The organism is Aureimonas sp. AU4, from assembly GCF_001463765.1.
Lineage (GTDB): Bacteria > Pseudomonadota > Alphaproteobacteria > Rhizobiales > Rhizobiaceae > Aureimonas.
The window spans coordinates 96,400-108,428 of the sequence record NZ_BBWK01000021.1; the positions used below are offsets into that span (position 1 = coordinate 96,400).

10 protein-coding genes are annotated in these 12,029 nt (G+C 71.2%); 9 read left to right on the plus strand and 1 reads right to left on the minus strand.

Annotated features, from left to right (window positions below):
- The first annotated feature begins 143 nt into the window (after positions 1–143).
- Positions 144–1,202 carry a LacI family DNA-binding transcriptional regulator gene (locus tag AUL35_RS07765; protein ID WP_062013704.1) on the plus strand — a complete coding sequence of 353 codons (1,059 nt, stop codon included), beginning with the start codon at positions 144–146 and terminating at the stop codon, positions 1,200–1,202.
- A gap of 21 nt (positions 1,203–1,223) precedes the next feature.
- Here the strand turns inward: AUL35_RS07765 and AUL35_RS07770 are convergent, their stop codons facing one another.
- A complete protein-coding gene (locus AUL35_RS07770) occupies positions 1,224–2,414 on the minus strand; it encodes a Gfo/Idh/MocA family protein (protein WP_062013706.1) in 1,191 nt (396 codons plus the stop codon).
- Between the two features lie 111 nt (positions 2,415–2,525).
- Here AUL35_RS07770 and AUL35_RS07775 point away from each other — a divergent pair, with 111 nt between their 5' ends.
- From AUL35_RS07775 to AUL35_RS07810, 8 genes are all read left to right on the plus strand, one after another.
- On the plus strand, positions 2,526–3,599 hold the full coding sequence (locus AUL35_RS07775; protein WP_062013708.1) for a Gfo/Idh/MocA family protein: 1,074 nt from the start codon (positions 2,526–2,528) through the stop codon (positions 3,597–3,599).
- A gap of 17 nt (positions 3,600–3,616) precedes the next feature.
- A complete protein-coding gene (locus tag AUL35_RS07780) occupies positions 3,617–4,489 on the plus strand; it encodes a MurR/RpiR family transcriptional regulator (protein WP_062013710.1) in 873 nt (290 codons plus the stop codon).
- Positions 4,490–4,624: 135 nt separating this feature from the next.
- Positions 4,625–6,127: a mannitol dehydrogenase family protein gene (locus AUL35_RS07785; protein WP_062013712.1), complete on the plus strand. Its 1,503-nt coding sequence runs from the start codon at positions 4,625–4,627 to the stop codon at positions 6,125–6,127.
- Positions 6,128–6,140: 13 nt separating this feature from the next.
- Positions 6,141–7,055 (plus strand): sugar phosphate isomerase/epimerase, encoded by a 915-nt coding sequence (locus AUL35_RS07790; RefSeq protein WP_062013714.1) that lies wholly within the window; start codon positions 6,141–6,143, stop codon positions 7,053–7,055.
- 97 nt (positions 7,056–7,152) lie between these two features.
- Positions 7,153–8,196 (plus strand): ABC transporter substrate-binding protein, encoded by a 1,044-nt coding sequence (locus tag AUL35_RS07795; protein WP_062013716.1) that lies wholly within the window; start codon positions 7,153–7,155, stop codon positions 8,194–8,196.
- A gap of 88 nt (positions 8,197–8,284) precedes the next feature.
- Positions 8,285–9,808 (plus strand): sugar ABC transporter ATP-binding protein, encoded by a 1,524-nt coding sequence (locus AUL35_RS07800; RefSeq protein ID WP_062013718.1) that lies wholly within the window; start codon positions 8,285–8,287, stop codon positions 9,806–9,808.
- On the plus strand, positions 9,805–10,779 hold the full coding sequence (locus tag AUL35_RS07805) for an ABC transporter permease (protein ID WP_062013720.1): 975 nt from the start codon (positions 9,805–9,807) through the stop codon (positions 10,777–10,779). The genes AUL35_RS07800 and AUL35_RS07805 overlap by 4 nt, the downstream gene beginning before the upstream one ends.
- A complete protein-coding gene (locus tag AUL35_RS07810) occupies positions 10,776–11,759 on the plus strand; it encodes an ABC transporter permease (protein WP_062013722.1) in 984 nt (327 codons plus the stop codon). The genes AUL35_RS07805 and AUL35_RS07810 overlap by 4 nt, the downstream gene beginning before the upstream one ends.
- The last annotated feature ends 270 nt before the right edge of the window (positions 11,760–12,029 follow it).

Below are 12,029 nucleotides of genomic sequence, written 5' to 3' on the forward strand. Positions count from 1 at the left end.
GATCCTCCCAGCCGGACCCTTGCGCCCGCGCCGTCTTCGCGGCGTCTGGGCGGAGATCCGTTTCAGCCGCGACTATCGGCGAGGCGCCTTGATGAAGTCAACATCATTTCGTAACATCAAAAACCATCACTTCCGGATAACCGATGCCCCAGTCTTCCTTCCCCTCCCCGCCGGGCGCCGCGCGACCGACGCTCGCCGACGTCGCGCGCGAGGGGGGCGTCTCGACGGCCACGGCGGACCGGGTGCTGAACGGGCGACCGGGCGTGCGGGAGCGGACGCGCGAAAGGGTCGTCGAGGCTGCGCGGCGCCTCGGCTACATCGCCGGCGCCGAGGCGGCGGGCCCCACGGTTCGTCTCGACTTCATCCTGCCGGTCGGCACCAACAGCTTCGTGCGGATGTTGCACGACCAGCTCCGCCTCCAGGCGGACCGGCGGTCCGCGCTCGAGGTCCGCATCACGGCGCTCGAGGACTTCAACCCGGAACGCCTCGCCGAAACGCTCCACGCGCTTGGCGACGACACGGACGGGGTAGGCCTCATCGCCCTCGACCATCCGGCCGTGCGCGAGGCGGTGCGCGACCTCGCGCGGCGCGGCATCCGGGTCGTAACCCTCGTCAGCGACATCCTGCACGTTCCGCGCGTCGCCTATGTCGGGATCGACAACCGGCAGGCCGGGCGGCTGGCGGGCTATGTTCTCGGCCGACTGCTGGGCGCCGATGCGTCCGGCCGCGCACCGACCAAGAAGGTCGCGCTTCTGGCGGGTTCGCTCTCCTATCGCGGCCACCAGGAGCGCGAGATGGGCTTCCGGCATGTTCTGGCCGAGGAGTTTCCGGGTCTCGAGATCGTGGGGCTGGCGGAGATGGAGGACGACCGCGAGCGCGCCTATCGCGAAGCGCGCGACCTCCTGGAGCGGCACGGGGATCTCGCCGGCATCTACAATATCGGGGCGGGCAACGCGGGCCTCGCGCAGGCGCTGGCCGAGCGGGCGCTGCAGCACCGGGTCGTCCTGATCGGGCACGAGCTCACCGACGACACGCGCCGCCTGCTTCTCGACGGCACGCTCGACGCCGTGCTCGACCAGAACCCGCGCGTCGAGGCCCGCGAGGCCCTCGACCTTCTGACAAACGCGGTGCGCGGCACGCGATACGAGGCGCACCCGCCCCGCCTCCACCTCATCCTGCGGGAGAACATTCCCGAGGAGTGAGCGGGCGGGGCCGCGCCCGGATCAGGGCTGGCCGAGGCCCGCCTTCTCCCACCCGCCGCCGCGCGCATGCGAGGCGACGGCGGCGGCCACGAAGCGCACGCCCCGCGCGCCGTCGAGGACGTCCGGCACGAGCGCGGGGTCGATGCCCTCCGCCACCGTGCGCGAGCGATGGGCGCGGATCAGCGCGGCGGCGTCGTTGTAGAGATTGGCGAAGGCCTCGATATAGCCCTCCGGATGGGCGGCCGGCATGCGCGACACGCGCCGGCTCTCGCCGCGCGAGCCGTGGCCGCCGCGAACCAGTGTGCGCGTTTCCTCGCCATAGGGCGTGAAGCGCAGTTCCTCGGGCCGGCTCGCGTGCCATTCGAGCCCCGCCCGGTCGCCGTAGAGCCGCACGGAAAGATCGCCGTAGTGGCCGGGCGAGGTCTGGCTGGCCAGAAGCGTTCCGCGCGCACCGTTGGACCAGCGCACGAGCACGTTGGCGTTGTCGTCGAGGCGACGGCCGGGCACGGCGGTGAAGAGGTCGGCCGACACCTCGTCGGCCTCGCAGCCGCCCGTGAAGCAGGCGAGGTTGTAGGCATGGACGCCGATGTCGGCGAGAACGGCGGACTGCCCGGCGCGCGCCGGGTCGGTGCGCCATTCGGCCTGCTTGTGGCCTTGCGCGTCGATGGGCTGGGTCAGCCATTCCTGGATGAAGGCGGTGTGGATGGCGTTGACGCGGCCGAGCTCGCCCGCCGCCACCATCTCGCGCGCCTGGCGCACCATGGCGTGACCCGTGATGTTGAGCGTGACGAAGAGCTTGCGGTCCGCCTCGCGCGCCAGGCGCACCAGCGCCTCGGCATCCTCTACCGTGGTGGCGAGCGGCTTGTCGCAGATCACGTCGATGCCCGCTTCCAGAAAGGCGCTCGCGACCGGGGCGTGGAGGTGGTTGGGCGTGACGATCGCCACCGCCTCGATGCCGTCCGGCCGCGCGGCTTCCGCGCGGGCCATCTCGCGGTAGTCGGCATAGGTGCGGTCGGGCGCGATGCCGAGCTCGGCGGCCGAGACGCGGGCGTTCTCGGGATCGGCCGACAGGGCGCCGGCCACGAGGTCGATGCGGTTGTCGAGCCGCATGGCGAGCCGATGCACCGCGCCGATGAAGGCGTTGCGCCCGCCCCCCACCATGCCGACGCGAAGCCGCCCGCCCCCTGCCGCATCGGATGTCGCATAGACCATGGAACCGTTCCTCTCCCCGGTTGGAGGTGCGAGTATCGTTCCATTTTACGGATTGTGAAATGGACGCGCTGCGATAGGCTCGGCAAAAAGCATCGCGAACGGGAGAGCGGGATGGGCGTCGGGGTTCTCGGGATCAGCTTCGACCACATGCACATGGGCGACCTCCTGCGCCAGGTGCACGAGCACCCGGACGCGGAGATCGCAGGCCTCTACGACCCCGACCCGGAGCGCATGCGGGGGGCCGCCGAGACCTTCGGCGTGCCCGAGGCGCGCCTCTTCACCGATCTCGAGACATGCCTGCGCGAGACCGAGGCGGAGCTTGCGATCGTCTGCTCCTCCACGGCGAGCCATGCAGAGATCGTGGAGCGCATCGCGCCGCATGGGCTCAGCGTCATGATCGAGAAGCCCTTCGCCACCAACGCCGGAGAAGCGCGCCGCATCATCGCGGCGATGGAGCGGGGCGGCGGGCGCCTCGCGGTCAACTGGCCGCTCGCCTGGTCGCCCGAGCACAACACCGCCAAGCGCCTCGTCGAGGAGGGCGCGGTCGGCACGCTCGCTGAGGTCCGCTTCTACGGCGGCAATCGCGGTCCCCTCTTCCACCTCGCCGACAAGGTCGAGGTGACGCCAGAAGAGGTCGAGCGTCAGAAGCCGGCCTCGTGGTGGTACCGGCGCACCAGCGGCGGGGGCAGCCTTCTCGACTATCTCGGCTACGGCACGACGCTCGGCACCTGGTTCCTCGATGGCGAGGCGCCGCTGGAGGTGACCTCGGTCGTCGACGAGACGCCCGGCATCGAGGTCGATCAGCACTCGGTCACGGTCTGTCGCTACGCGCACGGCCTGTCGCACATGGAAACGCGCTGGGGCACGATCTCAGATCCCTGGATCCAGCAGCCCCAGCCCAAATGCGGCTTCGTCCTGACCGGGACGGAGGGGAGCATCGCCTCCTACGACTACGAGGGCTTCGTCACGCTTCAGACGCGCACGAACATCACGCCGCGCCGCATCGAGGCCGACGCGCCGCCGCCCGGCGCGCGGGGGGCGGTGGACTACATGCTCGCGCGCCTCGCCGACGGCGCGCCGATCGCGGGCCCGCTCGACCCCGCGCTCTCGCTCGTCGGCCAGCGCATCATCGACACGGCGGTGCTCTCGGTGCGCGAGAAGCGCACCGTGGCGCTCGTCCCCTGACCGGCGCGGTCGACCCCATGGGAACGCCCGAGCCCGAGGACGCCGCGCCCGAGCGGAGCCGCGCCGACCTCGGCCACGCCCGTCCCCGAACCTACGAGGAACTGCGCGCGGTCCTGGCCTCGGGCACGGTGCATTTTCCCAAGCGCCTGCGGCAGGTCGCGATCTTCCTGTGGCAGCACCCGCGCGAGGTGGCGCTGAGCACGGTCGGCCAGATCGCGGACGGGGCGGGCGTGCCGCCGTCCGCTCTGGTCCGCTTCGCGCAGAGCCTTGGCTTCAGCGGCTTCTCGGAGCTGCAGGCCCTCTTCAAGGACCACGTGAAGGGGATGCGCGCCGAGGCGCCTCGCCCCGCACACGGCGAGGCCGGCCGGGAAGCGCGCGTCGTCAGCGGGCTGGTGGCGGCTGCCCGCCACTCGCTCGACCGGCTGGAGGAAGGCGGTCCCGCGAGCGCGCTCGGCGACATGGCGGCGCGACTCGCCGAGGCCGACCTCGTCCACCTCGTCGGCAGCAAGCGCGCCTTTCCGGTCGCGGCCTACCTTTCGCTCACCTTCTCGCAGGTCGGCGTGCGCAACGTCCTCGTCGACAATGTCGGCTCGGGCGCGCTCGACCACGTCGGGTGCCTGGGCGGGCGCGACGCGGTGCTCGCCGTGAGCTTCAGTCCCTACAACTCGATCACGCCCGACCTCGTGGCGGTGGCGCGCGAGCGAGGCGCCGCGGTCGTCGCGATCACCGACAGCGCGCTCAGCCCGCTCGTGCCGCTCAGCGACGCCTGGATCGAGGTCGTGGAGTCGGACTTTGCGGGCGTGCGCTCGCTCGCCGCCTCGCTGGTCGTGGGCATGGCGCTCGTGCAGGGCGTCGCCGCGCGGCGCCGGGACGTCGGGCGACACGATTGACGCCCCCCTCGATCTGTTCCATCCTCAGCAAATAGAACATCTGTTCCGGGAGGGGCGGTTGAGGACTCCGCTGAAGAGCAGGGTCGCACGGGCCTGCATGCCGATCGGCCGGACGCGACGGGACGCGAGACCGCGATGAGCGGCCTCGTCCCGCGCCTGTCGCCCCAAACTCTCGCCGGCCTGCCGTCCTCGGTCCGCCGCCCCGGCTTCGACCGCGCGCGGCTCGAGGCGGGCATGGCCCATATCGGGGTCGGCGCCTTTCACCGCGCCCACCAGGGCGACTTCACCGACGACATGCTGGAGCAGCGCCTCGAGCGCTGGGGCGTGGTGGGCATCAACATCCGATCGCCCCGGATCGAGCCGGCGCTCGCCCCCCAGGACGGCCTCTACACGCGGCTCCTGCGACACGGCGAAACGAGCGAGGCGCGCGTCATCGGCAGCCTCCTGCGCGTCGTCGACGCCGTCGAGGCGCCGGGGGCCGCGCTCGATGTCCTCGCCTCGGATGCCGTCGAGGTCGTGACCGTCACGGTCACCGAGAAGGGCTACTGCCACCATCCGGCCACGGGCGAGCTTGACTGGAACTCTCCCGACATCCGCCACGACCTCGCCGATCCCGGGCGCCCGGTCAGCCTTCCCGGGCTTCTGGCCCGCGCCCTCGACCTTCGCCGGGAGACCCACGGCCGCCCGCTCACGGTCCTCAGCTGCGACAACATCCCCTCGAACGGCCGCATCCTCGGCGACGCCGTGCGGGCGCTGGCCGGGTGGCGCTCGCCGGCGCTCGGCGACTGGATCGCGCGTCACGCCGCCTTTCCCTCCACGATGGTGGACCGCATCGCGCCCGCCGTCACCGAGGCCGACCGGCAGGCGGTGGCCGACGCGTTCGGCTATCGCGACGAGGCGCTGGCGGTGGGCGAGCCCTTCCGGCAGTGGGTGATCGAGGACCGCTTCGCCGGCCGCCGGCCCGACTGGGACCTGGCGGGCGCGAGCTTCGTCGGGGATGTCGAGCCCTTCGAGCACCTGAAGATGCGCGTCCTCAACGGCGCGCAGACGACGCTGAGCTATCTCGGCGTCCTGGCGGGCCACGAGCATACGTCGGACGACATGGCCGATCCGCTTCTCGCCGGCTTCGTGCACCGCATGCTGGTGGAGGAGACCCTGCCGACGCTCGAGCCCGTGCCCGGCATGGATTCGGCCGCCTATGTCGAGGAGAGCCTGGCGCGCCTGCGCAACCGCACGATCCGCCACCGCAACCACCAGATCGCGACGGACGGCTCGCAGAAGATCGTCCAGCGCCTTCTCCAGCCCGTGCGCGAGCGGCTTGGGCGCGGCGAGAGCGTCGCGTTCTTGTCGGTCGCGGTGGCCGGCTGGATGGCCTACCTCCTGCGCGCCTCGCCGCGCTTCGGACGGCAATGGGAGGCGAGCGATCCCTTTCGCGATCAGCTTGCCGTGATCGCGGAGCGCGCGGGCGACGATCCTGGGGAACTGAGTGGCGCGATTCTGGCGATCCCCGCCATCTTCGGCCATGATCTGAGGCACAGCGACAAGTTCCGCGCATCGACGCGGGACGCGCTGGCCGGTTTTCTTTCGGGCGATCCGCTCGCCGTGGTGCGGCGGGCGCTCGAACCGGGACCGGCATAGGGAGGACGAACGCATGAAGCTGGGCATCCTGACCGCGCCCTTTCCGGACCGGTCGCTGGACGAGGTGGCGCGCTACGCGGCGGGCGCCGGCTTCGAGGCGCTGGAGATCGCCTGCTGGCCGCGCTCGGGCGGGCCGAGCCGGCGCTACGCCGGAACGAGCCATATCGACGTCGCGGCGCTGTCCGCGAGCGAGGGGCGCGAGATCGTGGCCCGCCTTGCCGAACAGGGCCTCGCGGTGTCGGCGCTCGCCTACTATCCCAACCCGCTCCATCCCGACGCGGGGCATCGCGAGGCGGTGTTCGGACACCTGAAGACGGTGGTGGAAGCGGCCTCGCGCATGGGCGTCGGCCTCGTCAACACGTTCTGCGGCGGCGACGCCGCCCGTTCGCCCGACGAGAACTGGCGCGAGGCGGAGCGGGTCTGGCCGGAGGTGGTCGCCTTCGCGAAGGGCCACGGCGTCAAGCTCTCTTTCGAGAACTGCCCGATGATCTTCTCGCGCGACGAGTGGCCGGGCGGGCACAACATCGCCTATTCGCCCCGCATGTGGCGCCGCATTCTCGAGCGGTTCGGGGGCGATGTCGGCATGAACTTCGACCCCTCGCACCTCGTCTGGCAGATGATCGACCAGGGCCGCTTCATCCGCGAGTTCGGGCCGAGCATCCTCCACGTCCACGCCAAGGACCTGATGATCGACCGCGAGGGGCTCTACGAGAACGGCATCCTGTCGGCGGGCATCGGCTGGCAGGTGCCGCGCATGCCGGGCATCGGCGAGGTCGACTGGAGCGTGTTCTTCTCCGGCCTCTACGCCGCCGGATACGACGGCCCCGTGATCATCGAGCACGAGGACCGCGGGTTCGAGGGATCGGACGAGAAGGTGGAGCGGGGCTTCGCCTTAGCGCGCGACGTCCTGCGCCCCTTCGTGGTCTGACGGCTTCCATGCCCCCGGGGCGGCGCGACAAGCGGCGATCAGGCCGCGCGCCGCTCCTTGAAAGAACTCATCGCAACGACGGATCGGGAGGAATGTCATGACGAAGGCGAAACGGAAGGCGGCGGCGCGCGCGCTGCTCGCGGGCGGCGCGCTCCTGGCGGCGACGGGCCTGGCGAACGCGCAAGGGTCCTACGTGATCGGCGTGTCCAACACGGTGCAGGGCAACGGCTGGCGCGAGGAGATGATCTGCGCGATCAAGGCGCAGGCGCTCGCCTCGGGCAAGGTGTCCAAGCTCAACATCGCCCACCGCAACACCGACGCCGCCGGCCAGCTCGAGGACATCCGCAACCTCGTCAGCGCGGGCGTCAACGCCATCGTGGTCAACCCGGTCGATCCCGCCGGCATCCAGTCGGCGCTCGCCGAGGCCACCAAGGCCGGCATCACGGTGGTCGCGGTCGACCAGGCCGTCACCGAGCCCTCGGCCTACATGATCTCCAACAACCAGGAGGAATACGCCTATCTCGGCGCCAAGTGGCTGTTCGGGCAGATGGGCGGCAAGGGCGACGTCGTCTACATGCGCGGCGCGGCCGGCGCCTCGGCCGACAGCGACCGCGACAAGGGCTTCAAGCGCGCGCTCGCCGAGTTCCCGGACGTGAAGGTCGGCCACGAGGTCTTCACCGGCTGGCAGCAGGACCAGGGCAAGCAGCAGATGCTCGACTACATCGCGACGGGCGTGCCCTTCGACGGCGTGTGGACGTCGGGCATCGACAACGTGATCGTGGACGCCCTCACCGAGTCCGGCGCGACCATGGTGCCGGTGGTGGGCGCCGACAACGCAGGCTTCGTCGGCCAGCTCAACAGCGTCGAGGGCCTGAAGGGCGCGGCCGTCACCAATCCCGGCTCGATCGGCGGCGCGGGCGTCACGCTGGCGCTCCAGATCCTCGACGGAAAGAAGCCCGCCGAGCGCACGGTGCTGGTCGAGCCCGAGCTCTGGGAGAACGTGACCGACGCCGGCAAGGCCAAGCTGAAGACGGTCGCCGACCCCTCGCTCAGCCCGGAATGGCCGGTCTCGATCTCGATCCCGAACTGGACCACCTACACCAAGGACCAGATCGTGGCCTGCAAGGGACCGGGCGAGTAGCCGCTCAAGGGTCACCTCGGCGAAGGCCGGCGGTTCGCGCCGGCCTTCGCCCCTTCGCCTTCCGCATCCTTCGAGGTTCGCCCTTCCCTTGGTCCCCGACCCGATCCTTCACGCCACCGGCATCGCCAAGACCTACGGCGCCGTTTCGGCGCTGCGCAACGCGTCGCTGGAGCTGCGACGCGGCGAGGTCCACGCGCTGATGGGCGCCAACGGGGCGGGCAAGTCGACCTTCGTCAAGATCCTGACGGGCGCGATCCGCCCGAGTGCGGGCCGCATCCTCGTGCGCGGGCGAGAGACCAGCGTCCGCTCTCCCGCCGAGGCGCGCCGGGCCGGGCTCGTCTCGGTCTACCAGGAACCCTCGCTGATCCCCGACCTCGACATCCGCTCCAACCTGCGCCTCACCGCGACGCCGGAAGAGCCGTTCCGCCGCTTCATCGAGGAACTCGGCCTCGGCCGGCTCGATCTCGGCACGGCCGCGCGCGACGTGCCGCTCGCGCATCTGCGCGTCCTCGACCTTGCGCGCGCGCTCGCCATCGAGCCCGACGTCCTCATCCTCGACGAGATGACCGCGGCGCTTCCCGCCGACCTCGCCGAGCGCGTGCTCGCGACGGTGCGCCAGCAGAGCCGCGCGGGGCGGTCCGTTATCTTCATCTCGCACCGCTTCGTGGAGATCGCCGCGCTCTGCGATCGGGCGACGGTTCTGCGCGACGGCGAGACGGTCGGCGTCCTTGCGATCGAGCCGCAGGTCGAGGAGCGCATCGTCGAGCTGATGCTGGGCGCGCGCATCGAGAAGCGCCGGCCGGAAGCGAGGGCGCGCGCCGTGCCGACGGCCGAAAACGCGCGCGTCGCAGTGCGCGACCTCGGCGTCGGCCAGCGCCTGTCCGGGGTCTCGTTCGACCTTCGGCCCGGCGAGGTGCTCGGCGTCGTGGCGCTGGAAGGTCAGGGCCAGGACGAGCTCTTCGACGCGCTGTCCGGCCTGCGCGCGCCCACCGCCGGCACGATCGCGGTGGACGGCGAGCCGGTGCGCTTCCGCCACCCCGCCGACGCGATCGGAAAGGGCATCGCACTCGTGCCGGGCGACCGGTCCGAAGCCCTCCTGTCGCAGCGCTCCGTGAGCGAGAACGTCGCCCTGCCCTTCAGCGCGCGGCTGCGCGACTGGGGACCGCTTCGCCGGCAGCGCGAGCAGCGCGACGTGTCGGGTGCCATCGAGCGCCTGCAGATCGACACGCGCGCCCAGCGCGAGGTGCGCCGCCTGTCGGGCGGCAACCAGCAGAAGGTGACGATCGCGCGCTGGATCGCGGCCGGCGCCCGGACGCTCCTGTGCTTCGACCCGACGCGCGGCATCGACGTGCGCACCAAGAACCAGATCTACGGCCTGATGCGCGAGCTGGCCGAACAAGGACATTCGGTGCTCTTCTACACATCCGAACTCGACGAGATCCCGAGGGCCTGCGACCGTGTCGTCGTGATCTTCAACGGCCGGCTGGTGGACACGATGCCGGCCGGGATCGCCGACGAGGCGGTGCTGACGCGCGCCGCCTACGGGCTGCCGCGCGGGACGCAAGCGCCCGTCGGCATCCTGGCCGGCGAGCCGGCGGCGCCCGCGCCATGACCGCGATGCTGCGCCGTCAGGGCTGGGCGCTCGGCCTCCTTCTTCTCCTCGTCGCCCTGTTCGCGGCCGCCCGCCTCGTCCAGCCCGGCTACGGCGCGGGCGACGTCGGCTCGCTGGTGCGCGCGGCCCTCCCTTACGCCTTCGCCGTCGCTGCACAGACCGTGGTGGTGATCGCGGGCGGCATCGACCTGTCGGTCGCCGCCACGATGGCGCTGACGAGCGTCACCGCCGCCGCGCTGATGAGCGGGGCGGACGAGAGCTTCGCGCTCGTCGCCGTGCCGCTCGTGCTTCTTCTGGGCTTCGCCCTCGGCGCGCTGAACGGCGTCCTGATCGTCGCGACGCGCGTGCCCGACATCATCGTGACGCTCGCGACCCTCTTCATGTTCGGGGGCGCGGCGCTCCTCGTCCTGGAATCGCCGGGGGGCGGCGCGGCCGAGTGGCTGAAAGCCCTGATCGTCGGCACGCTGCCCGTGCCCGGCCTGCCGGACGCGGCGACGGCGTGGATGCCGAAGGCGCTGATCGTGCTGCTCGTCTGCCTCTGCGCGGTGTGGATCCCGCTGCGCCGCTCGCGCCTCGGCCTGTCGCTCTACGCCATCGGCTCGAACGAGCTGGCGGCGTTTCGCAGCGGGGTGGCGGTCGCGTGCACGCGCATCCTCGCCTATGCGATCGGAGGCCTGTTCTCGGCGATGGGCGGCCTGTCGCTCACCATGAGCACAGGCATCGGCTCGCCCATTCCCGGCCCCTATCTTCTCGCGAGCGTCGCGGCCGTGGTGCTGGGCGGCGTCACGCTCGGCGGCGGGCGCGGCGGCCTTCTGGGGCCGATCCTCGCCGTCTTCGTGCTGCGCCTCGTGCGAACGCTCCTGACGCTGCTCGCCGTCGACCCCAACGCCACCACCATCGTCGAGGGCGCGATCATGGTGGGCGTCGTGATGCTGGGCGCCTTCGTCGCCATGCGGAGCCAGAGAGCATGACCGTCCTCCCGAACTCCGCCGTCTCCTCGCGCGGCGCGCAGCTACGTCGATGGCTCAGCGACCATCCGCTGGTGCCGCTTCTCGTCCTCCTGGTGCTTCTCGTGGTCGTGCTGCAGGTGCTGCGGCCCGGCATCGTGAACGAGCGCTGGATCGGCAACACGGTGAAGTTCGCGATTCCGCTGGCCATGCTCGCCGCCTGCCAGACCCTCACCATGCTGACGGGCGGCATCGACCTGTCGGTCGGCACGGTGGCGACCGTCGCCGCCTTCGTGCTGGCGACGCAGGCCGTCTCGCTCGACCCCGCCCTCGCCGCGCTGGTGGCCGTCCTGCCCGCGCTCGCCGTCGGCGTCGTGAACGGCATCGGCGTCGGGGTCTTCCGCGTCCACCCCCTGATCATGACGCTGGGCACCAGCCTGATCGCGACCGGCTGCCTCCAGGTCTACCAGCGCACCGTGATCGCGACCGGCGCGAAGGTGCCCCCCGGCCTCTCGTGGCTGGCGACCGGCGTCACCTATGGCGTGCCCAACGCGCTTCTCCTGTTCGTCCCGGTCGCGGCCCTCGTTCTCTTTCTCCTGAACCGGACGGGCTTCGGCCGTCTCCTCTATGCGGTCGGCGACAACGAGCGCGCGGCGCGTCTGTCGGGCGTCCACTACTGGCAGGTGATCCTTGCGCTCTACGTCCTGTCGGCGCTGATCGCCTCGGTGATGGGCCTTCTCTACATCGGCCTGATCCGGGCGCCCTCGCTCTCGCTCGCCGAGCCGCTCGTCCTCCCCTCGGTCGCGGCCGCGGTGATCGGCGGCACCTCGATCTTCGGCGGCCGGGGCGGCTACGCCGGCACGATCGTCGGCGCCCTGATCCTCACCGTGCTGACGACCCTGCTCACCATTCTCCAGATGCCGGAAGGCGTGCGGCGCATCCTCTACGGCGCCATCATCCTCTTCGTCACGGCGGCCTATCTCAAGCTGGTCGAGGAGCGCTGACGCCTCTTCGAACGGCTCGGAAAGATCCTCGCGTCCTGACGACGGGGCCTCCGCGCCGATCAATGGGATACCACGAGCGGTCCGCCGTATTCAGACCCGGCCTTCAGGGCCTTTCACGCCTGCGCCCGATCCTTGTATCGCAGGCCTTTTTGGTCAGGAAAGCGCGCGGAGGTCGAGCGACGACCCATGGCTAGCCCTGAAAACCGGCGATCGCCCCCTGCCACGCCCGCGCCAAGCTGCCGCGAGCGATCGGCTCCGACGCCGACAGAC